This is a genomic window from Pseudomonas sp. S36 (assembly GCF_016647875.1).
GTDB lineage: Bacteria > Pseudomonadota > Gammaproteobacteria > Pseudomonadales > Pseudomonadaceae > Aquipseudomonas > Aquipseudomonas parafulva.
The window spans coordinates 158,911-184,700 of the sequence record NZ_JACVVG010000002.1 but is presented as its reverse complement, the minus strand read 5'-3'; the positions used below and the strand labels follow the sequence as shown (position 1 = coordinate 184,700).

Genomic DNA, 25,790 nt, shown 5'->3' with positions numbered 1-25,790 from the left:
GTTACTGCTGGCGCAAGCTTTCGAGCAGCTTCTGAGTCGGGTAGCCGTCTGCCGGCCACCCCAGCCCTTGCTGGGCGGTGCGTATTGCCTTGCGGGTATTGGCGCCGATGATGCCATCCGCGTTCCCCGCCTCATGCCCTCTGGCATTGAGCAGGTTTTGCAGTTCCACACGCTCGCTGCGGCTCAGGGGCAGGTCCTCTTTCGGCCAGCTACCGGCAATGAAACCCCAGCCGGTGAAGCGGTCACCCAACAGGCTCACTGCCAGCGCGTAAGCCGAAGAATTGTTGTACTTGAGAATGGCGCGGAAGTTGTCCAGCACCAGAAACGCGGGGCCTTTGGCACCCGCGGGCAGCAGCAGGGCTGCCGACAGCTGGTTGCTGCCGGCCGGCAATTGCGTGCCTGCGGGCAGTTTCACGCCCATCTCCAGCCATTCGGCTACGGGCTTGCGCTGGGTGCCATCTGCCTGCCAGTAGTCGAAGCCGGCCGGCACCTGCACTTCGAAGCCCCATGGCTGACCGCGCTTCCAGCCCGAGCTTTGCAGGTAGTGGGCCGTGGAGGCCAGCGCATCGGGTGTGCTGTTCCAGATGTCACGGCGGCCATCACCGTCGAAGTCCACGGCGTGGGTGTTGTAGGTGGTGGGGATGAACTGGGTCTGGCCCATGGCGCCGGCCCAGGAGCCACGCATGGCCTCTGGCTGGATATCGCCGTGCTGGATGATCTGCAGCGCGGCAATCAGCTGGTCCTGGGCGAACTGCGGGCGGCGGCCTTCGTACGCCAAGGTGGCCAGTGAGCGGATGACGGACTTGTTGCCCTGGAACTGGCCGAAATTGCTCTCCATGCCCCAGACCGCCACCAGCACCTGGCGGTCCACGCCATAACGCTGCTCGATGCGGGTCAGCAGCTCGGCGTTCTGCTCCAACAGCTTTTTGCCGTTGCGCACACGCAGCGGGGACAGCGCGCCCTCGAGGTACTCCCACACTGGCCGGCTGAACTCGGGCTGGCTGCGATCGGCCTTGATCACGTCCATGTCGGGCGTGACGCCAACGAAGGCGCGGTCGAACGTGGACGGGGCGATACCCGCTTGCAGGGCCTGTTGGCGGAAGCCTGCCTGCCATTGGGCGAAGGTTTGCAGGGGTTGGATATCGGTGCTGGTGTCAGGTGCAGCGCCAGGCACGTTCACCACAGGTGCCGGTTGCGCAGGTGCAAGCGGCAGTGCGTCGGCTGCCGTGGGCTTTTCGGCACACGCGACCAGCAGGATGAAGCTGGACGCCGCGATCAGCTGGCGGGTATCCCAACGAGGAAGAGGACGGAGGAGCATGCACAGATCCAGAATTACAGGTCAGGTGAAGACCATATCATGCCTGCAGCCCGGATGCTTTCATGCAGCCAAAAAGTAGGAAGCCTCCCAATCTCTCGATTGGAAGGCTTCGCGGCGGTAGCTGCCTTTGCCTTTTTCCGGTTGTTCCTGGCGGCAGCGGAACAGCGGTTGGGCGACGATGGACTTGGCCTTGTTGGGGCCGTGTTTTTTCGGCTTTTTGCTCATGGCGGAGCTCCCGGTGTGGGTGGGTTCGCGGCGCACTGTAGGGGTTGCAGCCGGGTGAGGCTAATTGATTGTGTTTATGGTCGGGCTTCAACCCGGGTGACCTGTTGCAAGGTGGCCTTCGCGCCTACAGGGGCGGCAGGGCGAGGCGTTGGCCAGCCATCAGCAGGCACAGCCGTGCCAGGCCGGGCCAGGGCGAGCCTTGGGCTTGCCCTTTGATCTGCGCATCAATGCGCTGGGCGTCCTGCAGCAATTGTGACCAGCGTTGCGCGGTCAGCCGTTGCAGGGCCTTGCTAACCAGCGGGCGGCGTTTGTCCCATACGGGCGGGCGCGCCTGGCTGAACGCTTTGTCCAGTGGCACACCCTGGCTGTATTGCTGGGCCAAGCCGGCCAGCAAGCGCAGCTCTCGCGCCAGGGCCCACAGAATTACCGGTGGCTCCACGCCTTCCCCGCGCAGCCCTTCGAGCATGCGCAATGCATGGGCCGCTTCGCCGTTGAGAATGGCATCGACCAGGCCAAACACATCGAAGCGAGCGCTGTCGGCGACCGCGCCCTGGACGGTTTCAACCGTGATCTGGCTACCATCGGCCAGCAGCTTGAGCTTTTCGATTTCCTGGGCAGCAGCCAACAGGTTGCCTTCGACGCGGGCAGCAATGAGGTCCACCGCGTCACGCTGTGCGCTCAAGCCAGCCTGCTGCAGGCGCTGGTTGATCCACTGCGGCAACTGGTGCACGTCCACCGGCCAGATCTGGATGAACTGGCAGTGAGGGCCCTCGACCAGCGCCTTGCCCCACTTGGTCTTTTGCGCGCTGCCGTCCAGCTTGGGCAAGCTGATCAGTAGCAGGGTGTCTTCAGCAGGGTTGTTGCAGTACTCGATCAGCGCAGCGGCACCTTTGTCACCCGGCTTGCCCGAAGGCAGACGCAGCTCCAGCAGGCGGCGTTGGGCAAACAGCGATAGGCTGGCCCCAGCCTGCAGCAGTGTGCCCCAATCGAAATTGGCATCGGCGCTGAACACCTGGCGCTCATCGAAGCCCTGCTGGCGGGCAGCATTGCGCACGGCATCGGCGGCCTCCTGGCACAGCAGCGGGTCGTCGCCGCTGACCACGTAGACCGGGGCCAGAGTGCCTTGCAGGTGTTTGTTGAGCTGGGCGGGGGCGAGCTTCATGGGCGATGAGCAGGGCGCCCGAAGGCGCCCTGCACGGGCTTAGTTGCCCGGCACTTCCAGTGGCGACTGCTGCGGCGTCTCAGCCTGCTGGCGACGAGCTGCCTCCAGTGCTTCAGCTTCCGCCTTGGCGCGCGCGTCTGCCTTGCGCTGAAGCTCGTCCAGCTGCGACGGGGTCAGGTTCTGCAGGCGCACCATCAGGGCGTTTACCAGGTCCCGGCGCATTTCGTCGCGGGCGCGCTTGGCGTCCTGCTCGGAGCCGGTGATGTTGGAGGCGTCACGCACATAGACTTTGCGCACTTGCACCTTGTCGCTCAGCAGTTCCAGGTTGTTCAGGCCCTGGATGCTGTAGTCCAGCTCGGTGGTCAGCTCGAATTCAGCAGTGCGGTTGCCGCTGTTGTAGGTGACCGAGCGCTCGCGCTCCTGTTCGTTGGTCAGGGCCAGGCGGTACGGTGCGCCCGCGTGAACGTTCACGCCACTGCTTTCCAGCACCTGGCGTACCTGTACCACGGTCGGGCCATACGCGTTGCGCGCGCTGACGTCCATTTCCTTGATGTTCAGTTCGTTGGAACCGGTGCCGCGCAGCTGGAAACCGCAGGCACTGAGCATGACCGCCAGGCCGACTACCAGCAGATTGCGTTTGATCATGTTGATGCTCCCTCGTGAGCCTGTTCCATCGGCCCGCAGTGGTTGCGGGCCGACGTTGCCATCAGTTGGCGACAATATTGACCAGTTTGCCCGGTACCACGATGACCTTGCGGATGGTCAGGCCATCGATGAAGCGCAGGACATTCTCGTTGCTGCGGGCGGCGGCTTCGACTTCCTCGCGGCTGGCGGCGGCGGGCATTTCGACCTGGCCACGCAGCTTGCCGTTGACCTGCACCACCAGGGTGATGCTGTCCTGCACCAGGGCAGCTTCGTCCACGGCGGGCCAGCCTGCGTCGATTACCGCCTGCTGGTGGCCCAGTTGCTGCCACAGCTCATGCGAGATGTGCGGGGTGATCGGTGCCAGCAGCAGGGTTACCGCTTCCAGGCCTTCGTGCAGCAAGGCACGGTCCTGTTCGGTGGCCTGCGGGGCTTTTTCCAGCACGTTCATCACGGTCATCACCTGGGCGATGGCAGTGTTGAACTTGTGGTACTGGCCCACGTCGGTGCTGGCCTGCTTGATGGCGGCATGGATGGCGCGGCGGATGACCTTCTGCGCGTCGTCCAAGGCGGCGACGTCCAGCTTGCCCGGCAGGCCCTGGGCGACATGGGCCTGGGCCAGGCGCCAGACACGGCGCAGGAAGCGGCTGGCGCCCTCGACGCCGGAGTCGGACCACTCCAGGCTGGCATCAGGCGGCGAGGCGAACATCATGAACAGGCGGCAGGTGTCGGCGCCGTATTGGTCGATCATCGACTGCGGGTCAACGCCGTTGTTCTTCGACTTCGACATTTTCTCGGTGCCGCCGATTTCAACCGGCAGGCCGTCGGTTTTCAGGCGTGCGCCAATGATCTTGGCCTTGGCATCGCGCTCGATTTCGACGTCGGCCGGGTTGAACCAGTCCTTGCCGCCGTTGCTGGCCACACGGTAGTAGGTTTCGGCCACCACCATGCCCTGGGTCAGCAGGTTCTTGAACGGCTCATTGGAGGTGACCAGGCCTTCGTCGCGCATCAGCTTGTGGAAGAAGCGTGCGTAAAGCAGGTGCAGGATGGCGTGTTCGATACCACCGATGTACTGGTCGACCGGCAACCAGTGGTTGGCGGCTTTCGGGTCTACCATGCCGCCTTCGTAGTTGGGCGAGGCGTAGCGGGCGAAATACCAGGACGACTCGACGAAGGTGTCCATGGTGTCGGTTTCGCGCTTGGCCTCGGCGCCGCATTTAGGGCAGGTGCACGCGTAGAACTCAGGCATGCGCGCCAGCGGCGAGCCGGCGCCGTCGGGTACCACGTTTTCTGGCAGGGTGACCGGCAACTGGTCTTCCGGCACTGGAACGTCGCCACAGGACGGGCAGTGGATGATCGGGATAGGGCAGCCCCAGTAGCGCTGGCGGCTGATACCCCAGTCGCGCAGCCGGAACTGGGTGCGTGACTTGCCCAGGTCCTTGCGCAGCAAGGCGGCTTCGATAGCATCGAAGGCACCGGCGAAGTCCAGGCCATCGAATTCGCCGGAGTTGATCAGTTGGCCATGTTCGCCGTAGGCAGGCTGCCATTCGGTGCCCACTTCATCGCCTGCGCTGGTGCGCACCACAGCCTTGACCGGCATGTTGTACTTGTGGGCAAACTCGAAGTCGCGCTCGTCGTGGGCCGGTACTGCCATGACGGCGCCGTCGCCGTAATGCATCAGCACGTAGTTGGCGACCCAGACCGGCAGCTTCTCGCCGGTGAGCGGGTGCTCCACCAGCAGGGAAGTGGCCATGCCTTTCTTTTCCTGGGTGGCCATGTCGGCCTCGGCAACGCTGCCGCCCTTGCATTCGTCGATGAACGCCTGCAGCGCCGGGTTGCCTTGCGCGGCCTGGGTGGCCAGCGGGTGCTCGGCGGCAACGGCAACGTAGGTGGCGCCCATGAGGGTGTCAGGGCGCGTGGTGAAGACCTTGAGCGCCCCTGCATGGCCAATGCTGGCCTGGTCGTACGGGAACTGCACTTCCATGCCGCGGGACTTGCCGATCCAGTTGCGCTGCATGGTCTTGACCTGCTCGGGCCAGCCCGGCAGTTCGTCGAGGCTTTCCAGCAGCTCGTCGGCGTAGTCGGTGATACGGAAGTAATACATCGGGATTTCGCGCTTTTCGATCAGCGCGCCCGAGCGCCAGCCACGGCCGTCGATGACCTGCTCGTTGGCCAGTACGGTCTGGTCAGCCGGGTCCCAGTTAACGGTGCCGTTCTTGCGGTAGATGATGCCTTTTTCGAACAGGCGGGTGAACAGCCACTGCTCCCAACGGTAGTAGTCAGGCTTGCAGGTGGTGACTTCACGGGCCCAGTCGATGGCCAGACCCAGGCTCTTGAGCTGGGTCTTCATGTAGTCGATGTTTTCGTAGGTCCACTTGGCCGGGGCGACGTTGTTTTTCATCGCCGCGTTTTCAGCAGGCATGCCGAAAGCGTCCCAGCCCATCGGTTGCAGGACGTTCTTGCCCAGCATGCGCTGGTAGCGCGCGATCACGTCACCGATGGTGTAGTTGCGCACGTGGCCCATGTGTAGCTTGCCGCTCGGGTACGGGAACATCGATAGGCAGTAGTAGGTATCTTTGCCTGGCTGTTCGGTAACAGCGAACGATTGTTGCTCGTCCCAGAACGTCTGGGCGGCGGCTTCTATGTCACGGGGCGTGTATTGTTCGTGCATGGCTACTTTTGGCTGAGAGAGAAAAGACCTTGTTGCAGGCAGCGAAACCTAGCTGCATCCGGCACTCCGGTGTCGCCTGGAGTGAACGCCGTAGCATACAGCAGCGCTGCGTATCGTGGGAAACCTTCGTTGCGAATGCCCGCTGGTCGCGGCGCCCGGCTGCTTTTGGCATCGACGCTAAGCTCAGTGGTGGGGGGAGATATGGTCTTATCTTCAATGAGGTGAACGGATGGGAGAGTCGCAGCTACCTGCAATCAAACCAGAACTTTACGAACGGCTGATCGACCGCCTTGGGCTGGCCCTGGAGACGGCCAGGGCGTCGGTGCAGTTGCGTGACGAGATGCCTGCGGAACTGGAATTGCGTGGTTTGAGCCACGCCGAGTTCGAGGTGATCAGGGCTTACCTGGAATCGTTCCGGGCGCGCCCCGAGGGCTGTGCCGGCAGTTACCCACAAGCGGAGCCGGCATCGGCCAGGATCATCTGGCTCAAGGACAGAAAACGCCCCGCGCATGCGCCGCGTTCAAGAGCAACGTCTCATCGCTGACCAGGCCATCGTCGGGCCTGGGTCCATTTTCTGAGCGTACTCCATCGGTGCCGGTCTGCTCTTGTTGGCCGGCGCCGATGCTTTTAGGCTGCACGCCTGCCCAGGAGGTGTAGCTGATGCCCATCCGATACTTCATCAAACAATGGCTGCTGCCACCTGGCCTGTTGCTGCTGTTACTGGGTGCCGCCTGGTGGCTGCGGCGAACACGGCCCAGGCTTGCTGCGCTGTGCTTCGCCTTGGGGCTTGGCGGCCTTTGGCTGTTGAGCCTGCCGTTGACGGTGCAGCAAGCGGCGCGGTTGCTGGAAACCGAGCCGGCGCTGGAGCCTGGCGAGTGGGCGAACCTCAGCCGCCGGGCCGATGCCATCGTGGTGCTGGGGGCTGGCCGTGAGCGCGGCGACCCTGCCTGGGCCGGGGCTGACCAGCCGACGCCGACTGCGCTGGAGCGCCTGCGTTTTGCGGCGCGCCTGGCCAAGGCTTCGGGGCTGCCGGTACTGACCAGCGGTGGCCTGCATTACGGCACGCCGCCAAGCGAAGCCGGGTTGATGGCTGATAGCCTGGCCGAAGATTTCGGGGTTCAGGTGAAGTGGCGTGAAGAAGCCAGCCGTACCACCTGGGAGAATGCCCAGCTGACCGCAGCGCTGTTGCAGCCGCTTGGCGTGCGCCGGGTGGTGGTGGTGACGCAAGCCTGGCACATGCAGCGCTCGCGCTGGAGCTTCGAACAGGCGGGGTTCACGGTGGTGCCAGCTCCGGTGGGGTTCCTGGGGCGCGACCCTGCCCGCCCCTTCGCTGGCTTGCTGCCCGAGAGCCGATCGGTGTGGCAGAGCGGGCAGCTACTCAATGAAATGGCAGGCTTGGTAGGCTACCGCTTGTTTTATTGAACCGCCCGCGCCCGCGTGGGGGGCGAGCAGAGCCTGAGGTACCCAGCGCCGCTCGCGCGGCGCATCGCGAGCTGCGCTCGCTCCTACATTGGTGCAGGTTTAGACAGCCCTGGCAACCCGCCCGGCCAGCAGCGCCCAGCCCAGCAGCAGGCCGCACACGATCGCCAACGGCCACGAGCGCCACTGCAGATACGGCGTGAGCTGCTGCATCGGCACCACTTCGCCATACATCACCGCCTGCTGGAACTGAGGCACCTGGGCTGTGATGCGGCCATAAGGGTTGATCAGGGCCGTGACGCCGTTGTTGGTGGCACGGATCATCCAGCGCCCCGCTTCGAGTGCACGCATCTGCGCCATCTGCAGGTGTTGCAGCGGGCCGATGGAGGTGCCGAACCAGGTGTCGTTGCTGATGGTCAGCAGCAGGTCGCTGCGCGCGGCAAGGCCTGCGGCGAACTCCGGGTAGACCACTTCGTAGCAGATGTACGGTGCAATCTGGTAACCCTTGGCCTGCAGCAAAGCCTGGTCTTCCGGCCCGCGAGCGAAGTCGGACATGGGCAGGTTGAAGAACTCGATCAGCCCACGCAGCATGTCCTGCAGCGGCACGTATTCACCAAATGGCACCAGCTTCTGCTTGAGGTACGTACCGTCACCCTCGCCAGCAACCGTGATGCCATTGAAGTAGCGGCGCTGGCGGTGCACCACCTCGCGCACCGGCACCCCGGTGATCAGCGCCGAATGACGTTCGGCGGCAAAGCGGCCCATCATGTCGATGTAGCCCTGGGCCTGGTCCTTGAGTACCGGCACTGCGGTTTCCGGCCATATCAGCAGGTCCACTGGCCGGGAGCTGAAACTCAGGTCACGGTACAGCGCCAGTTGCGCATCGATGTGTGCGGGGTCCCATTTGACGTCTTGCTCGACGTTGCCCTGGATGGCAGCCACCTTCAGCGGGTCGCCTGCCGGGGTAGTCCAGGCGTGGCCTTTGAGCGCCAGGCCAAGGCCCCAGGGGCTGAGCAGCAGCACGCACGCTATAGCCAGGAATGCCGGGCGCGCACGCAGGCGGTGCAAGTTGCACAACAGCGCAGCTGTCAAAGCCAGGGTGAACGAGACCAGCCACACGCCGCCGAGCGGTGCCAGGCCTGCGAGTGGGCCGTCCAGCTGGCTGTAACCCGCGTACAGCCACGGGAAGCCAGTGAGAAACCAGCCACGGAAGGCCTCTTGCAGCAGCCACAATGCCGCGAAGCACAGGGCATCGGCCAACGGTGCCTCGTTGCGCCGCAGCCACCGGGCCCACAACCAGGTGGGCAAGGCGAAAAACCAGGCCAGGGCGGCAAAGAATGCCAGCAGCAACGCGATCGCCAGTACCGGCGAAGCGCCGCCGTAGGTGGTCATGCTAACGTAGATCCACCAGGTGCCGGCCCCGTAAAGGCCAAAGCCGAACCACCAGCCGCGCCACAGGGCCTGGCGCGGGCTGAGCTCGCGCAGGCCCAGGTAGAGCACCGCTATGGACAGCAGCGCCAGCGGCCAGATATCGAAGGGCGCCAGCGCCAGCAGGGTGGAAGCACCGGCCGCCAGGGCCAGCAGGTTACCGGGCCAGCCGGGGCGGGTGATCCAGTGCATGTTTGTCCTTAACGGTTGATCGGGGTCAGGCGTAGCAGGTGTATGCGCCGGCTGTCGGCATTCAGGACACGGAACTTGTACGAGCCGATTTCGGTGGTCTCGTTACGTTTGGGCAGGTGCCCGAACGCACTCATGACCAGGCCGCCGACCGTATCGAACTCGTCATCGGAGAAGCCGCTGTCGAAGAATTCGTTGAAGTTCTCGATGGGCGTCAGCGCCTTGACCAGGAAGTCGCCACTGGGCAGCGGCTTGATGTAGCTGTCTTCCTCGACGTCGTGCTCGTCTTCGATATCGCCGACGATCTGTTCCAGCACGTCCTCGATGGTAACCAGGCCGGCCACGCCACCGTACTCGTCGATGACGATGGCCATGTGGTTGTGGTTGGCGCGGAATTCACGCAGCAGCACGTTCAGGCGCTTGGACTCCGGCACGAAGGTGGCGGGGCGCAGCAGGTCCTTGATGTTGAAGCTGTCGCCATTCTCTTTGAGAATGAGCGGGAGCAGGTCTTTGGCGAGCAGCACGCCCAGCACATCGTCGTGGCTTTCGCCGATGACCGGGTAGCGCGAGTGCGCCGCATCGATCACCGCCGGCAGGAATTCGCGCGGCGACTGGCCCGCCCGGATGCTGTTCATCTGCGAGCGCGGCACCATGATGTCGCGTACCTGCAGGTCGGCCACCTGGATGGCGCCCTCGACGATAGTCAGCGCTTCGCTGTCCAGCAGTTTGTTCTGGTGGGCTTCGCGCAGCAGCTCGAGGAGCTCCTGGCGGTTTTTCGGCTCATGGGCAAAAGCCTGGGTCAGTTTGCCCAGCCAGGACTTTTGCCCGTTGCTCGATCGATCTTCGCTCATGGCGGTTCTCGTGATCCTTGGTGTATCAGTGTGTGGTTGAGTCGGTTTCATCGTCGGCGTACGGATCGGGGTGACCCAGTTGCGCCAGCAAATCCCGTTCCAGGCCTTCCATTTCTTCGGCCTCGTCATCGTCGATGTGGTCGTAGCCGAGCAGGTGCAGGCAGCCGTGGATGACCAGGTGCGCCCAGTGGGCCTCCAGCGGCTTGCCTTGTTCAGCAGCCTCACGTTCGACCACGGGCACGCAAATGACCAGGTCGCCCAGCAGCGGGATATCGAGCAGGTCATCGGGCACGTCTGCAGGGAACGACAGCACGTTGGTGGCGTAGTCTTTGTGCCGGTACGTGTGATTGAGTTCCCGGCCTTCGGCTTCGTCGACCAGACGAATGGTCATCTCGGAATCGGCCTGGCGCTGACGCAAGGCAAGTTCGCACCAGCGGCGGAACGCCACGTCATCCGGGGCGGCCGCGTCGGTCGCCCGTTGCATGTCCAGTTCAAGCATCTTTGCCAGGCGCCTCGGGCTTGGCCTGGCGGGCATCGAAGCGGTCGTAGGCTTCGACGATGCGCTGTACCAGTGGATGACGGACCACATCCTTGGGCTGGAAGTGGGTAAAGCTGATACCCGGTACGTCCCTGAGCACCTCGATCACGTGGGCCAGGCCCGACTTGGTGCCACGCGGCAGGTCGACCTGGGTGATGTCACCGGTAATCACGGCGGTTGAACCGAAGCCGATGCGGGTAAGGAACATTTTCATCTGTTCGAGCGTGGTGTTCTGGCTTTCGTCGAGGATGATGAAGCTGTTGTTCAAGGTGCGCCCGCGCATGTAGGCCAGCGGAGCGATCTCGATCACCTGGCGTTCGATCAGCTTGGCCACATGCTCGAAACCCAGCATCTCATACAGTGCGTCGTAGAGCGGTCGCAGGTACGGGTCGATCTTCTGCGCCAGGTCACCCGGCAGGAAACCGAGCTTCTCGCCGGCCTCAACCGCCGGGCGTACCAGCAGGATGCGCCGCACCTGTTCACGCTCCAGGGCGTCGACAGCGCAGGCAACGGCCAGGTAAGTCTTGCCGGTGCCCGCCGGGCCGATGCCGAAGTTGATGTCGTTGGCCAGAATTTCCTTCACGTAGCGCTGCTGGTTGACGCCACGTGGGCGGATATTGCCCTTGCGTGTGCGCAGCGAAACGCTGACCTCGTTGACCGCCGGGTTGTCGATGTTCTCGACGGCCGACTCCTGCAGGTACAGGTGCACGGTCTCCGGTGACAGCTCGGTGGCCTTGGTTTCACGGTAAAGACGGCGCAGCAGCTGCTCGGCAGCGCTGGTGGTCTTGGGGTCGCCGATCAGTTCGAACTGATTGCCGCGGTTGCGGATCTCGATGGCCAGGCGTTGTTCGATCAGGCGCAGATGCTCGTCGAACTGGCCACACAAGTTGGCGAAACGGGGGGCCTCGAAGGGCTCGAGGATGAAACGATGGGGTTCTATGGGTGCGTTCAAGGTCTTTTTTTAGCCGCTCGACGGCAATGGGTGTGAGCCCAAGAATAACCCTTGAATGGCAGTGGCGAAAGCCCCGATCGGCGCTGCCGGCTATGCAGCACTCAGGGCAATGGCGAGAACGGAGAGCGGCCGTCGGCGTTCTGCAGTTCCAGCAAATACTTGCGGAAGATCTGGCCGAGTACCTGAGTGGCGTGTTCCAGCTCGTCGCGGGGCATCTGCTCGGTGACCTCGTCGGCCATGTCCAGGGCATCTTCAGCGCCGTTGACCGCCGCCATCTTCAGCAGGATGTAGGCCTGCACGTTGTTGGCCTTGACCCCTTCACCACGGAAAAACATGGCACCCAGGCGGTACTGGGCTTCGGCATGACCTTGCAGCGACGCTTTCTGGAACCAGTCCAGTGCCTTGTTCAGGTCTTTGGGGGCCTGGGTGTAGTAATGCTCGCCCAGTTCGAACTGCGCCTGGGCATCCCCTGCGGTCGCGGTCTGCTCACAAGCCTTGAGTGCATTTGCCAGGTCTTCAGGCTGCACATTCAACGTGCAGCGCCCCGTTGCCGGGATAAGCAACGAGTTACCGCCCTCCGCCAGGGCCAGCAGGGGCTGAAGAAGCAGCAGGCAGCCCAGGGTGAGGGCGCGGCCGGTGCGGTTCATGGGGATCGACTTACCTCTGCAAAGCTGCGGCCAATGTCTCTGGTGGCACATTATGGGATAAGCAGCGCCAACCTTACAAAGTTTTACTGGAATTTATCTCGGGTTGGGGAAGTCGGCTGATTGTGCGCGGTGTTGATTGCCGGTAATGGCCCCCTCCAGCACCTGTGCGGGGCCATTACCGGCGCTGCATCACTTCAGCGCGGCAAAGGCCTTCTCAGCCGCATCCAGGGTGATTTGCAGCTCCTTGTCGCCATGGGCGATGGAGGTGAAGCCTGCCTCGAACGCGCTCGGGGCCAGGTACACGCCGCCGTCGAGCATCAGGTGGAAGAAGCGCTTGAAGCGCTCTGCATCGCTGGCCATCACGTCTTCGAACGTGACGATGTCGTCGGCGCCGCTGAAGTACAGGCCGAACATGGCACCCGCCTGGGTGGTGACGAACGGCACACCTGCGGCATCGGCGCGTTGCTGCAGGCCGTCCAGCATGCGGGTGGTGTAGTCGGTCAGCTCGGCGTGGAAGCCCGGGCGGCTGATGAGGTTGAGGGTGGTCAGGCCGGCGGCCATCGCCAGCGGGTTGCCCGACAGCGTGCCTGCCTGGTAAACCGGGCCGAGGGGGGCGATGCAGCCCATGATTTCGCGTTTGCCGCCAAAGCAGCCGACGGGCATGCCGCCGCCGACGATCTTGCCGAAGGTGGACAGGTCGGGGGTGATGCCGTAGTGGCCCTGGGCGCCGCCCAGCGAGACACGAAAGCCCGTCATCACTTCGTCGAAGATCAGCACCACACCGTGCTTGTCGCACTGCTCACGCAGGCCTTCGAGGAAGCCCGGGGCCGGCGGTACACAGTTCATGTTGCCGGCAACCGGCTCGACGATGATGCAGGCGACGGTCTGGCCTACTTCGGCGAGGGTTTTTTCGACCGCAGCGATATCGTTGAACGGCAGGGTCAGGGTGTGCTTGGCGAAATCGGCCGGCACGCCTGCTGAGCTTGGCACGCCCTGGGTGAGCAGGCCGGAACCGGCCTTGACCAGCAGGCTGTCGGAGTGGCCGTGGTAGCAGCCTTCGAACTTGATGATGGCATCGCGACCGGTGTAGCCACGGGTCAGGCGGATGGCGCTCATGGTCGCTTCGGTGCCCGAGCTGACCATGCGTACCATTTCCATGGACGGTACCAGGGCGCAGACCAGGTCGGCCATTTCGGTTTCCATGGCGGTAGGGGCGCCGTAGGACAAGCCATGTTCCAGCTGGCGGCGTACGGCATTCAGCACCTCAGGGTGGCCGTGGCCAAGAATCATCGGGCCCCAGGAACCTACATAGTCGACATAGCGCTTGTCATCCTCGTCTACGACGTAGGCACCTTCGGCGTGCTTGAAGAACAGCGGCGTGCCGCCAACGCTTTTGAAGGCGCGCACGGGCGAGTTGACGCCCCCGGGGATGTGCTTCTGGGCTAGGGCGAACAGGGCTTCGGAACGGGACATGGAAGGCTCTCTCGAATCAGGATGCGAACAAGGCATTGAAGGCGCGGGCGCGGCGGGTGACTTCCTGCGCGCTATCGGCGCCGAACAGGCCGTGGATCACCGCCAGCAGGTCGGCGCCATGGGCAACCAGCGGGGCGGCATTGTCGAGGGTGATGCCGCCGATCACCGTGATCGGCAGCTTCACCTGGGGGCGCGCCTGTTCCAGCAGGCTGAGGCTGGCAGCGGGTGCACCCGGTTTGGTGGTGGAGTTGAAGAAGCGGCCAAAGGCGACATAGCTGGCCCCTTCGCTGGCCGCCTGGGCAGCGAGGTCCAGGCTGGCATGGCAGGTAGAACCGATGATTGCCTGGCGGCCCAGCAAGGCGCGGGCCGGCGTCAGGGGGCCATCGGTCTGGCCCAGGTGCACACCCACACCCAGGCGTGCAGCCAGTTCGGCATCGTCATTGATGATCAGTTGCGTGCCGTAACGCTCGCACAGGTTTTTCAGGGCCTCGGCCTCCCGCAGGCGGCGTGCGTCGTCGTCGCCCTTGTCACGGTACTGCAGCAGGCACACACCGCCTTCGAGGGCTGCTTGCACATGGCTCAGAAAACGCCCGGCGAGCAGCTGGCTGTCGGTGATGGCGTACAGGCCCCGTAGTTTCATCGAACACCTCGTGTCAGGAGCAGAAGTCCAGCGGCAGGCGGCGCGGCACGTACTGGCCCTTGCCCAGCTGTTCTGCATCGCGCAGCGTGCGCCAGGTGTAGTCCAGGGCGCTGCGTACAGCGCTGTCCAGCTGTTCGCCCAAGGCCAGGCGACCGGCCAGGGCACTGGCCAGGGTGCAGCCCGAACCATGGTAGCTGCCCGGCAGACGCTGGCACGTCCAGGTGTGGTGCTGGCCGTCACGGCTGTACAGGCGGTTGTGGATTTCGGCTTCGTCGCCGTGGCCGCCGGTAATCAGCACGTGCTTGCAGAACTGCAGCAGTTTGTCTGCGCACTCATCGGCGCTGCCCTCGGGCAGTTCGGCAAGAATACGCGCCTCTGGCAGGTTGGGCGTGGCGATGGTTGCCAATGGCAACAGGCGCTCGCGCAGGGCGTAGCCCACCTCGTCCTTGCCCAGCCGCCCGCCGCCGCCCGCGCGCAGTACCGGGTCGCACACCAGCGGCAGGTGCGGGTGCGCGGCCAGCAGTTCGGCGACGGTGTCGACCATCTCGATAGAGCCGAGCATGCCCAGCTTCACGGCGGCCACCTGGGAGTCGGCCAGCACGGCATTGGCCTGGGCCAGCACCCATGCACGGTCGAGCACGCGGAAGTCGGTAACGTTGACGGTATCCTGCACAGTCAGGGCGGTCACCGCGGGCGCGGCGTGGCAGCCTTGGGCGAGCAGGGCTTCGATGTCTGCCTGCAGGCCGGCGCCGCCACTGGGGTCGTGGCCGGAGAGACAGAGGACAACGGGGCGGGAGGCGTAGGTATTCATGGTCGGCGAGCTTACCACCAAAGCGGTTTGAGGGGGCCGCCCCAGGCGCGGGTTTAGTTGTGTCAGGGTAAGGACTGTAGTCGATAATGGCCTGTAACATCTGTTCTAGAGCGGTTTCTTCGCTGTTGCCTGCGGCAGCCTGACGCAGGTGTGCTAGAGTGCGCGCATCATTCGATCAATGGGTACTGCCGGCTCACGTCGTCTCAAACGGAAAGGAGGCGAACACGACGCGACTGGCCAGGCCATGCTGGGGCTGTATGCGCTATTTGCTGATTGTGTTGCTGGGTTTGCTGCCGGTGCTTGCCGGCGCGGTGGACTTCGCCGATACCACCCGTCACCTGCCTTTGGGCAAGGTCATGCAGGTGTATGAAGACCCAGACGGCAGTGCCAGCATCGCGCAGGTCAGCGCACCTGGCTTCGCCCAGCACTTTCGCCCTCACCAGCAAGCGGTGATGAACGCCGGCTATTCCACTTCGGTGTTCTGGCTCAAGCTAGAGCTGCGGCCCCTCGCGCAGGGCGCTGCCACGCCACGCCAGTGGTTGCTGGAACTCGCCTACCCGCCCCTCGATCACCTTGAACTGTACGTTGCCAACCCCGACGGGCATTTTCAGCTGGCTCAGCGCACGGGCGATGCCTTGCCTTACGACAGCCGCCAGATCCGCCAGAGCAATTACCTGTTCAGCCTGCAGTTGCCACCGGGGCAGGCCACCACCGTCTACTTGCGCCTGCACAGCCAGGGTTCGGTACAGGCGCCGCTGGCCCTGTGGGCGCCGGAGGCCTATCTGGAGGCGCAGCCCAGCCATTTCTACGTGCTGGGCATGATCTATGGCGTGCTGTTGGTGATGCTGGTGTACAACCTGTTCATTTACCTGAGCGTGCGCGATGTCAGTTACCTGTACTACATCCTGTATATCGCTTCGTTCGGGTTGTACCAGGTGTCGGTCAACGGTGCAGGCATTGCCTACCTGTGGCCAAACAGCCCTTGGTGGGCGAATGCCTGTACGCCGCTGTTCATCGGCGCTGCCGGGCTGTTTGGCTGCCAGTTCGCCCGGCACTTTTTGCAACTGCGCAGCATCAGCCCGCGGTTTGACCGGCTGTTGCAGGCATTGATGCTGGGCGGCGCAGGGGTGATGGTGCTGGCCGTGACCCTGCGCTACGGCATCGCGTTGCGCATGGCAACGGCGCTGGCACTGCTGTTCACGGTGAGCATTTTCAGCGCCGGGCTGTATGCCTGGTGGCGTGGTTTGCGTGTAGCGCGGTGGTTCATCATCGCCTGGACGGCGTTTTTACTGGGTGGGCTGGTCAACACCCTCATGGTCCTGGGTTACCTGCCGAACCTGTTCATTACCATGTACGCCAGCCAGCTGGGTTCGGCGCTGGAGGTGGCGTTGCTGTCGCTGGCGTTGGCCGACCGCATCAACAGCCTGCGCAATCAGCAGGCGCAGGCCCTGCGTGACACCGGCCGCACGCTGGAGCAAGTCAACCAGCAGTTAGCCACCAGTAACCGGCTGAAGGACGAGTTTCTGGCCAGCGTTACCCATGAACTGCGCACGCCCATGAATGGTGTGATCGGCTCGCTGGAGCTGATGCAGACCCTGCCGATGGACGCCGAAATGGCCCATTACCACCGCACTGCTGTGGGGTCGGCGCAGGGCATGATGGACCTGGTGGATGCCATTCTCACCCTGTCTGAACTGCAGGCAGGCCGCCTGCGCGCGCACCCCGCGCCGTTCAGCCTGCGCGCACTGCTGCAGGGTTTGCGTGCAGGGTATGCGGGGCGGGCGTTGAGCAAGGGGCTGTACCTGAGCCTGGACATTCCCGCCGACATCCCGGATGAGCTGCTGGGTGACGCGCAAAAGCTGGCCCGCTGCCTGGGTTGCCTGGTGGACAACGGGTTGAAGTTCACCCACCAGGGCGGTGTGACGGTTCAGGTGCGTGGGCGCCGAGTGGGGCCGAGGGATCTGGCGTTGAGCATTACCGTGAGCGACAGCGGCATTGGCTTCGATGATCTGGAGCAGTCGACGCTGTACCAGCGCTTCTTCCAGGTGGATGGGTCGATGACCCGGCGCTATGGCGGGCTGGGTATCGGGCTGTCGATCTGCCGGCAGATGGGCGAGTTGCTGGGCGCACGGTTGGCCCATGAGTCGACGCGCGGTCTAGGGAGCCGGTTTGAGTTGAGTGTGAACATGGCGATTTCGCAGGTGCAGATGAGCCCGGATATCCGGCAGGCGCGGCGCTTGCCCTGAGGGTATGGGGTTGGGCTGGAGTGTGTTCGCCATGGCAGGGGCAGCGCCTGACAGAACGAGCGCCGCCCGCGCGGCGCATCGCGAGCTATGCTCGCATGGCGCAGGAATAATTGGCCCAAATAAACTGTAGGAGCGAGCGCAGCTCGCGATGCGCCGCGCGGGCGGCGCGCGATCCCTCAAGCGCTGCAAATCCTGCGGCGAGCTTTGACTCCCCCGGATCCAGGAGCCCTCCATGAACCTGCACCAGTACGCTGAAACCCACGAAGTCACCAACCAGCCCCCACCCCTGGATGGCGCCAACCTCTACCGCCTCGACCTGCCGCTTCAGGAGTGGTCCAGGCGTTACGGGGCGGGCTGGGCCGAGTCGCGGATCGATACCTACGGCGCGCTGGCGGGTGGGCCATTGATGCAGGCAGGTTTCCTGGCCAACGCGCACAAACCCGAATTCAGCAGCCATGACCGCTATGGCCACCGTATCGACCTGGTCGAATTCCACCCGGCCTACCATGAACTGATGCGCACCGCCGTCGAGCATGGCCTGCCTTCGCTGCCTTGGGCCGAACCCCGCCCCGGCGCCCACGTGGCGCGGGCCTCGATGACCTACCTGCACAGCCAGGCCGAGGCGGGCAGCGGTTGCCCGCTGACCATGACCTTCGCTGCCGTGCCGGCGCTGCGGCTGCAACCCGAGCTGGCCGAGTACTGGCTGCCGAAGATCCTGGCCTGCCAGTACGACCCGCGCAATGTCGGCGACCGGCACAAGGCAGGCGTCACCCTGGGCATGGCCATGACCGAAAAGCAGGGGGGGACCGATGTGCGCGCCAACACCACCCGGGCTTACCCGGTGGGGGCGCCGGGGCCGGGCCAGCCTTATGAGCTGGTTGGCCACAAATGGTTTTGTTCGGCGCCGATGTGCGATGCCTTCCTCACCCTGGCGCAAACCGAGAAAGGCCTCAGTTGCTTCCTGTTGCCGCGCCATCGCCCGGACGACAACCGCAACCAGTTCTATATCCAGCGGCTCAAGAACAAGCTGGGCAATTGCGCCAATGCGTCCAGCGAGGTCGAATTCCGGGGGGCGCTGGCGTGGATGGTCGGCGAAGAGGGGCGGGGTGTGCCGACCATCATCGAAATGGTGGCGATGACGCGCTTCGACTGCATGGTTGGCTCCAGCGCCCTGATGCGCCAGGCACTGACCCAGGCTGCCCACCACTGTGCGCATCGCAAGGTGGGCGGGCGGTTGCTGAACGCCCAGCCATTGATGCAGAACGTGCTGGCTGACCTGGCGCTGGAAAGCGAAGCCGCGCTGGCCTTGAGCCTGCGCATGGGGCAGGCACTGGAGCAACTGGATGATCCGCAGCAGGCACATTTTGCACGGCTGGTCACGGCGGTAGGCAAATACTGGCTGTGCAAACGCGCCCCCGGCATGATCAACGAAGCGGCCGAATGCCTGGGCGGCGCCGGTTATGTGGAAGACAGCATCCTGCCGCGGCTGTACCGCGAAGCGCCGGTGAACTCGACCTGGGAAGGCTCGGGCAACGTGCAATGCCTGGACGTGCTGCGGGCCTTGTCCAAGGAGCCGGGCGTGCTGGATGCGCTGTTTACAGAACTGGGCGATGGCCATGGCGACCCTCGGCTGGCGGCGCATATCGGCAACCTGAAGGCCGCGTTTACCGACACCGGTGACCTGCAGTACCGGGCGCGGCAGCTGACCGAAGACATTGCCCTGGCGCTGCAGGCCAAGCTGTTACTACAGGCGGGTAACGCGGTGGTCAGCGATGCGTTCATCGGTAGCCGCCTGGCAGGCAGTGGGCGGGCGTACGGGGTGCTGCCGCGGGGGGCCGATGTGGAGGCGTTGGTGGCAAGGGCCACGCCAGCCTGGGTGGGATGAGCGGGCTGCTCTGAGGGTGGGCACGGGTTTACAGGTGCGGTGCTGAGCTCAAGGGGGGCGAATGGGTGCAACACCGATCAATGGGGGTGTATTTGCCCAAGAAGGCAGGCAAGATGATTCCCATGCATGTCCAGACAGGAAGCACAGTGTGAGCCAAGCGTTTGAAGTCGTTGATACTCCCGAACAGGCCGTCGATCGTCTGGCGGCCTTGCACGAGCAGGCCACCAGTGCCCTCAGCCAGGCCCTGAAACGTTACCTGAAGGACCGTACCGAGCCCGATGCCCAGGCGCGTGACCTGTTCCGCTACCCGGCGTTGCGCCTGACCTACTACAGCCACGGCGAAGTCGCGGCCACCACGCGAGCTTACGCCAAGGTGCAGGTGGCCGGTACCTACAGCGTCACCATCACCCAGCCGGCTGCGTTCCGCGGTTACCTGCTGGAACAACTGCGCCCGTTGATGCACGACTACACCGTCACGGTGGAGGTGGGCGTCAGCGAGCAGAGCATCCCGTACCCCTACGTGGTCGACCAGGGCGATGAACTGGCGGGTAGCGGCATCACCGCGGCGCAGCTGGCGCGGGTGTTCCCCAGCACCGACCTGTCTGCTGCCACTGACAACATCGCCGACGGCCTGTACGACTGGGACAGCACCGATACCTTGCCCCTGGCGCTGTTCGACGCGGCGCGCGTCGACTTCTCGCTGCGCCGGCTGGTGCACTACACCGGCAGCGACTGGCGTCATGTGCAGCCCTGGATCCTGTTGACCAACTACCACCGCTATGTGGATCAGTTCATCAGCCACGGTCTGGATCAACTGCGTGATGACCCGCGCTTCGTGCGCATGGTGCTGCCCGGTAACGTGGTGATCGAAAAGGCCATGGACCATGGCGAGGCGCAGGCCCTGGTGGCCGGCGTGGTGTGGCACCGCTACCAGATGCCGGCTTACCACCTGATCGCCGAAGACGGCGATGGCATCACCCTGGTCAACATCGGTGTAGGCCCGTCCAACGCCAAGAACATCACCGACCACCTGGCCGTGCTGCGCCCGCACTGCTGGCTGATGATCGGCCACTGTGGCGGCCTGCGCCAGTCGCAGACCATCGGTGACTACGTACTGGCCCATGCCTACATGCGCCGTGACGGCATCCTGGACCGGGTAGTACCGCCCAATATTCCGATCCCTGCCCTGGCCGAGGTGCAAATGGCGTTGCAGGAGGCGGCTGCGCAGGTGACCGGCGAACGCGGCGAGCAGTTGAAGAAGCGCCTGCGCACCGGCACCGTGCTGACCTACGACGACCGCAACTGGGAGCTGCGCTGGGCTCAGGAGCGGCCGCTGATCAACCTGTCCCGCGCCGTGGCCGTGGACATGGAAAGCGGCACCATCGCCGCCCAGGGTTACCGCCTGCGGGTGCCTTACGGCACGCTGCTGTGCGTATCGGACAAGCCGCTGCACAGCGAAATCAAGCTGCCGGGTTCGGCCAACGCGTTCTACAACCGCGCCGTCAGCCAGCACCTGAAGATCGGTATCGCTGCGCTGGACCTGCTGCGCACCGAGCTCAACTCGCTGCACTCGCGTAAACTGCGCAGCTTCGACGAGCCGCCGTTCCGCTGAGGGTCCATGTCACTGCCACCCCGTTCCAAGCCGCGCCGCCCCCAGGCGCGGCCTGCTCCCGGCCCCCGCCGCCAGGCCAAGGCGCCACCGGCCGAGCCGCGGCTGATCCTGTTCAACAAGCCCTTCGACGTGTTGACCCAGTTCAGCGACGGTGAAGGCCGTGCCACGCTCAAGGACTTCATCGACATCCCCGGTGTATACCCGGCCGGGCGCCTGGACCGGGACAGCGAAGGCTTGCTGCTGCTGACCAACGACGGCAGCCTGCAGGCGCGAATCGCCGACCCCAGGCACAAGCTGGCCAAGACCTACTGGGTGCAGGTAGAGGGTGAGCCCAGCGACGAGCAGTTGCAGCGCTTGCGCGAGGGTGTGCAGTTGAATGATGGGCTCACGCTGCCGGCCGAGGCTCGCCGCCTGGAAGAGCCCCAGCTGTGGCCGCGCAACCCGCCGGTACGCTTTCGCAAGAGCGTGCCCACCCATTGGCTTGAGCTGGTGATCCGCGAAGGCCGTAACCGCCAGGTGCGGCGGATGACGGCGGCCGTAGGGCTACCCACCTTGCGCCTGGTGCGGGTACGCATCGGCGACTGGACACTGGATGGCCTGGAGCAGGGTTGCTGGCGTGAAGTGGCGCCGGCCCTTTAACGCTCAGACGCCCTCCAGAAAGCCCACCACCACGCTTTTGATCACGAAGGCCAGCACGCCCAGCCCCAGCACGAAGAACAGGATGAAGGTGCCGAACCGCCCGGCCTTGGATTTCTTGGCCAGGTCCCACACGATGAACCCCATGAAACCGATCAACACGGTGACCAGGATGATCATCATCCATTCTTCGAATACGGCAGGATCCATCAGGGTTCTCCAGGCAGGCTGAGCGGGCGATTATACGCCCAGGCTCAACGGCATTTACCGCAGGTGGGTCAATGGAAGCTCGGTACTGGCCAGTACCTGGTTCAGCACGAAGCTCGAGCGCACGCTGGTAACGCCTTCGATCCGCGTCAGGCTGCCCAGCAACAGCTTCTGGTAATGGTCCATGTCGGGCACCACCACCTTGAGCTGGTAGTCGGCATCCATGCCGGTCACCAGGCTGCATTCGAGCACTTGCGGCAGGTTGCGGATGGCCGCCTCGAAGGTTTCGAAACGTTCGGGCGTGTGCCGGTCCATGCCGATCAGCACGTAGGCGGTCAGGCTCAGGCCCAGCTTCTTGCGGTCGAGCAAGGCCACCTGCCGGGCGATGTAGCCATCGTCCTCCAGCTGTTTGACCCGACGCGAGCAGGGCGAGGGCGACAGGCCGATGCGCTCGGCCAGTTCCTGGTTGGAGATGCGGGCATCGCGCTGCAATTCGGCGAGGATGCTCAGGTCGTAGCGGTCGAGTTTGCTCACGTGTTGATCCTTTTCTTTTCAGATTGCGGCGAATTATCAATCCAGGGTAAAAAATTGCGCAAGTGCTATTTATCCGAGCAATCTTCGCAATCCTGTGCCGCCTCTGCCCCGGTATCTTTATCAACAGAATCACTGCCCGGACATCAGTCCACGGCGACGCGCCCTAGGCGGGCGGTCGCGGCCAGCCATCCAACAGGATGTGCCAGGCCCCCGGGCTACGCACCCTCCAGAAGACGGTGTGAGGTGAGCCGGGGCCACAAGCGCCGAGCACGGACGACAATTCCTGAAGGGAGGCCCCAGTGGCCTCCCTTTTTCATTTCACCATCACTCCAGTACCGCATTTCGCTGGACTACGCAGAAGCTCGATACAACGGGTTTATCAATAGCTTAGGCACGTTCACCATATGCCGGTGCTTTTCGAAACCTGACCCGATTTCCCCACCGAAGGCTGCTATGAGACTTCCGGGAATCGGGCCATTCCGAGAAGTCAACATGGCAAAGATCAAGCTCACCAAGTCCGCCGTCGATGCGGCGCAACCCCAGGCGCAAGCCGTTGAACTCCTGGCCGATGCATCAGGCGGACGCCTTGCAGCACATTCATCCGACTGCGCGAACCCCACGTCGTACAGGTCAGTGTGCAGGCCCTAGATCTACTGCGACAGCGGCACTTCGACCAGGTGGATGTGGACCTCTGGATCACCCTCGCGGCACTGCATCATGAAGGCACTCAGGCGCGGCGGTGTGATGCCATCGGACAGCGCGACGCGCAATTGGCCGTCGTAGCCGGCTGCGAGGGCCTTGACGCTCTCGCGGGCCTGCTATATGACGGCGAAGATGCGCGGGACGTGCTCCAGGAACATCTGCCCGGCCCGTGACAAGCGGGTGTTACGCGAGTTGCGGATGAACAGTCGCGTGCCCAGGTCTTCTTCCAGTTCCTTGATGGCACGCGGCAGCGGCGATTGTTCGATGTGCAGCCACTCGGCAGCACGAGCAAGGTGCAGCTCTTCGGCAACTGCCAGGAAGCAGCGAAGATGACGAAACTCCACTGTCTTGTTTAATTGCCAGCATGAAGTGTCAGCAGCAGGCTAATGAGTGCCTGAACATCGGCCTCCTCTGTGCGCCAAGACGATACGCTGATCCGCATCGCGGGCCGTCCTTGCCAAGCCGTTCCCCCAAACCATGCTTCGCCGGACTGCTGCGCCGCCGCGCGCACCGCCAGCGTCTGTTCGTCCGTGGCGCAGCGGAACAGCACCTGATTGAGCGTCACGGTGTTGAGCACCTCGAATCCGGCCCGCGTCAGGCCATCGCCGATGCGGCGTGCTTGTGCGCAATGCCGCTCCACCAGTTCGGCGACACCTTCGCGTCCCAAGCTTCGCAATGCCGCCCAAACCGGGATGCCGCGCGGCCTGCGCGAGAACTCTAGGGTCAGGTTCTTCTGCGCATCTGTACTTGCGCTGGAGTAAACGGCATCGCTGCTCATGGCTTCGGTCAGCGCCCGTGCATCGCGGCAGATGGTCATGGCACAGTCGTAAGGCGTGTTCAGCCATTTGTGCGCGTCGGTCGTCCAACTATCGGCCTGTTCGATGCCCCGGGTCAGGTGAGACAGGGATGAGGCCCGTGCCCACAGGCCGAAAGCACCATCCACATGCACCCATGCACCGGCCGTCCTGGCGCGCGGAATGATTTGCTCAAAGGGATCGAATGCACCTGTGTTCACTTCGCCCGCTTGCAGGCAGAGGATGGTGCGTTCATCCAGAGGCGGCAGGCGGCCAGCATCCACCCGGCCCTGGGCATCGACTGGGGCATGGACGATCCGGTTCAGGCCGAAACCCAGTACCCGCAATGCTTTCTTGACCGTGATATGGGCCAGTTCTGAAATCACCACCCGGATTTCCTGTGCGCCGTGCAGGCCCTGGCCGTCGAAGTCCCACCCCACCCGTGCCAGCAGCTCCCGCCGTGCGGCGGCCAGGGCCGTCAGCGTGCAGGCCGTGGCGCTGGTCCCAAAGCCCACCGCGCTTTCACGCGGCAGATCCAGCGCTTCGAGCACCCAGCGGGCGGCCACCCGCTCCAGAGTTGCCGAGACAGGTGAGTTGTCGAAGGTCGAGGCGCACTGATCCCAAGCCAGCATCAGCCGTTCAGCCGCTGCGGCGACTGGCAAGGCGGCGCCGATCACGAACCCGAAATAGCGTGGGCCATTGGACGCAGTGGTCGCAGGCGACCCCACATCGTCTAACAGCGCCAGCGTGTCTTCAGCGGGCCGACCCTGCTCGGGCAGCGGTTCGTCGAAGGCACTCAACGCGGCAATCGCTTCATCCGAAGGAAACACCCGGCGATGGCCGTGGCCCTCGGTGTAGCGGCGGCCGCGCGCATCGGCCTGGGTCAGCAGTTCCAGTTCGTCCATCGAGGTTTCGTCCATTCCTGTGTTATACCTGAGCCGCAGCCTGCGGAGTCATCCTCCGTGTCAGCCACCAAAACGACAGCGCAAGCGCACTAACCGCCGCGCCCAGCAAGCACACGCCCTGCCAACCCGCATGGGCATAAGTGACGGTGGTGCCGATGGCGCCCAGTCCGCTACCGACCGCGTAAAACAGCATGTAGAGGCCGACCAGCCGGCTGTGGGCTTCGGGGCGCGTGCGGAAGATCAGGCTCTGGTTGGTGACGTGAAGCGTCTGGCCACCCAGGTCGAGCAGCACGATGCCGATCACCAGCGACCACAACGACCATTCCATCAGTGACAGCGGCCACCAGGCCAGCAGCAATACGGTGAGCGAGGCCGCGCTTGTTCGTTGGGCATGGCCACGGTCGGCCCAGTGTCCGGCACGCGCAGCGGCCAGGGCGCCCACAACCCCGACCAGGCCAAATGCACCGACGGCAGTGTGCGAAAAGCGATATGGCGCCGCGCTCAACGGCAGCACCAGCGCGTTCCAGAAGATGTTGAACGCGGCGAACATTAACAGCGCCAACATGCCGCGCACTTGCAAGACCTTTTCTTCCCTCAGCAGCGTCAGCATGGAGGTGATCAGACGCGGGTAAGGCATGGGATTGGCAGGCAACGGCAAGGCAGGCAGCCGCCACAGCGGTAGCGCGATCATCAGCATCAGCACGGCGGCGCAAAAATACACGCCGCGCCAGCCCGCCAGATCGCTGACGCCCCCTGCGAACACGCGGGCGAGCAGCAGGCCTATGAACACGCCACTCTGTGCGGCGCCGACGACCCGCCCTTGCTCGTGGGGCGAGGCGGCACTGGCCGCATAGGCGATCAGCCCCTGAGTCATCGCCGTGCCCAGCAGCCCCACCGCCAGCATGCCCGTCAGCAGCACAGGCGCAGACGGTGCAATGCCGACCATCGCCAATGCCACTACCAAGCCGAGCAGTTGCACCGCCATCAAGCGACGGCGCTCGACCCGATCCCCCAGCGGCACTAGCAACAACAGGGCCAGGGCGCAGCCGATCTGGGTGGCCGTCACCACGCATCCCACGGCGGCATGGCTGATGTCGAAGTCGCGGGCCAACGCATCCAGCAGTGGCTGCGCGTAGTACACATTTGCCACACTCAGGCCACTGGCAGCGGCAAACAGCAGCACAAGGCCGCACGGCATATCGGCAGTTCGGGATGACTTCATGCGCCACGATCCATGCAACCTAGTTGCAAAACAAAACCGATTGAATGCTAAGGTACGTGGTTTTAAAATGCAACCAGAAAG

23 protein-coding genes and 1 pseudogene are annotated in these 25,790 nt (G+C 64.1%); 6 read left to right on the top strand and 18 right to left on the bottom strand.

Annotation, left to right across the window (positions count from 1 at the left end; all coding sequences use genetic code 11):
• Window position 1: 1 nt before the first annotated feature.
• The 5 genes from IAE36_RS01940 to leuS all read right to left on the bottom strand — a co-directional run bounded on the left by IAE36_RS01940 (window position 2) and on the right by leuS (window position 6,018).
• Window positions 2-1,318 (bottom strand): lytic murein transglycosylase, encoded by a 1,317-nt coding sequence (locus IAE36_RS01940; protein ID WP_060481686.1) that lies wholly within the window; start codon window positions 1,316-1,318, stop codon window positions 2-4.
• Window positions 1,319-1,378: 60 nt separating this feature from the next.
• On the bottom strand, window positions 1,379-1,543 hold the full coding sequence (arfA, locus tag IAE36_RS01935) for an alternative ribosome rescue factor ArfA (RefSeq protein ID WP_028632747.1): 165 nt from the start codon (window positions 1,541-1,543) through the stop codon (window positions 1,379-1,381).
• Between the two features lie 124 nt (window positions 1,544-1,667).
• Entirely contained in the window at window positions 1,668-2,705 is a 1,038-nt protein-coding gene (gene holA / locus IAE36_RS01930; RefSeq protein ID WP_201209956.1) for a DNA polymerase III subunit delta, read from the bottom strand.
• Between the two features lie 39 nt (window positions 2,706-2,744).
• A complete protein-coding gene (locus IAE36_RS01925; RefSeq protein WP_028632745.1) occupies window positions 2,745-3,350 on the bottom strand; it encodes an LPS-assembly lipoprotein LptE in 606 nt (201 codons plus the stop codon).
• 61 nt (window positions 3,351-3,411) lie between these two features.
• Window positions 3,412-6,018: a leucine--tRNA ligase gene (gene leuS, locus IAE36_RS01920; protein WP_201209955.1), complete on the bottom strand. Its 2,607-nt coding sequence runs from the start codon at window positions 6,016-6,018 to the stop codon at window positions 3,412-3,414.
• A gap of 229 nt (window positions 6,019-6,247) precedes the next feature.
• On the opposite strand from leuS, the gene IAE36_RS01915 reads away from it, so the two are divergent.
• Window positions 6,248-6,562: a hypothetical protein gene (locus IAE36_RS01915; RefSeq protein WP_028632743.1), complete on the top strand. Its 315-nt coding sequence runs from the start codon at window positions 6,248-6,250 to the stop codon at window positions 6,560-6,562.
• Window positions 6,563-6,678: 116 nt separating this feature from the next.
• Window positions 6,679-7,440, top strand: a complete 762-nt coding sequence (locus tag IAE36_RS01910) for a YdcF family protein (RefSeq protein ID WP_201209947.1) — start codon at window positions 6,679-6,681, stop codon at window positions 7,438-7,440.
• 99 nt (window positions 7,441-7,539) lie between these two features.
• Here the strand turns inward: IAE36_RS01910 and lnt are convergent, their stop codons facing one another.
• The 8 genes from lnt to IAE36_RS01870 all read right to left on the bottom strand — a co-directional run bounded on the left by lnt (window position 7,540) and on the right by IAE36_RS01870 (window position 14,966).
• Window positions 7,540-9,057, bottom strand: a complete 1,518-nt coding sequence (gene lnt, locus IAE36_RS01905) for an apolipoprotein N-acyltransferase (RefSeq protein ID WP_201209945.1) — start codon at window positions 9,055-9,057, stop codon at window positions 7,540-7,542.
• 8 nt (window positions 9,058-9,065) lie between these two features.
• Entirely contained in the window at window positions 9,066-9,905 is an 840-nt protein-coding gene (locus IAE36_RS01900; protein ID WP_028632740.1) for an HlyC/CorC family transporter, read from the bottom strand.
• A gap of 25 nt (window positions 9,906-9,930) precedes the next feature.
• Window positions 9,931-10,404: an rRNA maturation RNase YbeY gene (ybeY, locus tag IAE36_RS01895; RefSeq protein ID WP_201209943.1), complete on the bottom strand. Its 474-nt coding sequence runs from the start codon at window positions 10,402-10,404 to the stop codon at window positions 9,931-9,933.
• On the bottom strand, window positions 10,397-11,395 hold the full coding sequence (locus IAE36_RS01890) for a PhoH family protein (RefSeq protein WP_028632738.1): 999 nt from the start codon (window positions 11,393-11,395) through the stop codon (window positions 10,397-10,399). Before IAE36_RS01890 ends, ybeY begins: the two co-directional genes overlap by 8 nt.
• A 101-nt stretch (window positions 11,396-11,496) precedes the next feature.
• Window positions 11,497-12,042 (bottom strand): tetratricopeptide repeat protein, encoded by a 546-nt coding sequence (locus IAE36_RS01885; protein WP_028632737.1) that lies wholly within the window; start codon window positions 12,040-12,042, stop codon window positions 11,497-11,499.
• 189 nt (window positions 12,043-12,231) lie between these two features.
• Window positions 12,232-13,515 carry a glutamate-1-semialdehyde 2,1-aminomutase gene (gene hemL, locus IAE36_RS01880; protein WP_201209941.1) on the bottom strand — a complete coding sequence of 428 codons (1,284 nt, stop codon included), beginning with the start codon at window positions 13,513-13,515 and terminating at the stop codon, window positions 12,232-12,234.
• A 16-nt stretch (window positions 13,516-13,531) separates the two neighbouring features.
• Window positions 13,532-14,155 carry a thiamine phosphate synthase gene (thiE, locus tag IAE36_RS01875; protein WP_201209940.1) on the bottom strand — a complete coding sequence of 208 codons (624 nt, stop codon included), beginning with the start codon at window positions 14,153-14,155 and terminating at the stop codon, window positions 13,532-13,534.
• Between the two features lie 13 nt (window positions 14,156-14,168).
• The gene (locus IAE36_RS01870) at window positions 14,169-14,966 is read right to left on the bottom strand and encodes a hydroxymethylpyrimidine/phosphomethylpyrimidine kinase (protein ID WP_201209938.1); all 798 of its coding nucleotides are present in this window, start codon (window positions 14,964-14,966) and stop codon (window positions 14,169-14,171) included.
• Window positions 14,967-15,223: 257 nt separating this feature from the next.
• Here IAE36_RS01870 and IAE36_RS01865 point away from each other — a divergent pair, with 257 nt between their 5' ends.
• The 4 genes from IAE36_RS01865 (at window position 15,224) to IAE36_RS01850 (ending at window position 21,348) form a co-directional block, all read left to right on the top strand.
• Window positions 15,224-17,212: a sensor histidine kinase gene (locus IAE36_RS01865; protein ID WP_201209936.1), complete on the top strand. Its 1,989-nt coding sequence runs from the start codon at window positions 15,224-15,226 to the stop codon at window positions 17,210-17,212.
• Window positions 17,213-17,444: 232 nt separating this feature from the next.
• Window positions 17,445-19,097 (top strand): acyl-CoA dehydrogenase family protein, encoded by a 1,653-nt coding sequence (locus tag IAE36_RS01860; protein WP_201209934.1) that lies wholly within the window; start codon window positions 17,445-17,447, stop codon window positions 19,095-19,097.
• Between the two features lie 148 nt (window positions 19,098-19,245).
• Window positions 19,246-20,709: an AMP nucleosidase gene (gene amn / locus IAE36_RS01855; RefSeq protein WP_060481677.1), complete on the top strand. Its 1,464-nt coding sequence runs from the start codon at window positions 19,246-19,248 to the stop codon at window positions 20,707-20,709.
• A 6-nt stretch (window positions 20,710-20,715) separates the two neighbouring features.
• Window positions 20,716-21,348 carry a pseudouridine synthase gene (locus IAE36_RS01850; RefSeq protein ID WP_236408507.1) on the top strand — a complete coding sequence of 211 codons (633 nt, stop codon included), beginning with the start codon at window positions 20,716-20,718 and terminating at the stop codon, window positions 21,346-21,348.
• Between the two features lie 3 nt (window positions 21,349-21,351).
• On the opposite strand, the gene IAE36_RS01845 is transcribed toward IAE36_RS01850, so the two are convergent.
• The 5 genes and pseudogenes from IAE36_RS01845 to IAE36_RS01825 all read right to left on the bottom strand — a co-directional run bounded on the left by IAE36_RS01845 (window position 21,352) and on the right by IAE36_RS01825 (window position 25,709).
• Window positions 21,352-21,555: a DUF2788 domain-containing protein gene (locus IAE36_RS01845; RefSeq protein ID WP_028632729.1), complete on the bottom strand. Its 204-nt coding sequence runs from the start codon at window positions 21,553-21,555 to the stop codon at window positions 21,352-21,354.
• Between the two features lie 54 nt (window positions 21,556-21,609).
• Window positions 21,610-22,086: an Lrp/AsnC family transcriptional regulator gene (locus tag IAE36_RS01840; protein WP_028632728.1), complete on the bottom strand. Its 477-nt coding sequence runs from the start codon at window positions 22,084-22,086 to the stop codon at window positions 21,610-21,612.
• Window positions 22,087-22,739: 653 nt separating this feature from the next.
• Window positions 22,740-23,132 (bottom strand): annotated as a pseudogene (locus IAE36_RS01835) (LysR family transcriptional regulator); the annotation flags it as partial.
• Window positions 23,133-23,140: 8 nt separating this feature from the next.
• Entirely contained in the window at window positions 23,141-24,502 is a 1,362-nt protein-coding gene (locus IAE36_RS01830) for a pyridoxal phosphate-dependent decarboxylase family protein (RefSeq protein ID WP_236408506.1), read from the bottom strand.
• 7 nt (window positions 24,503-24,509) lie between these two features.
• Window positions 24,510-25,709: an MFS transporter gene (locus IAE36_RS01825; protein ID WP_236408504.1), complete on the bottom strand. Its 1,200-nt coding sequence runs from the start codon at window positions 25,707-25,709 to the stop codon at window positions 24,510-24,512.
• Between the last annotated feature and the right edge of the window lie 81 nt (window positions 25,710-25,790).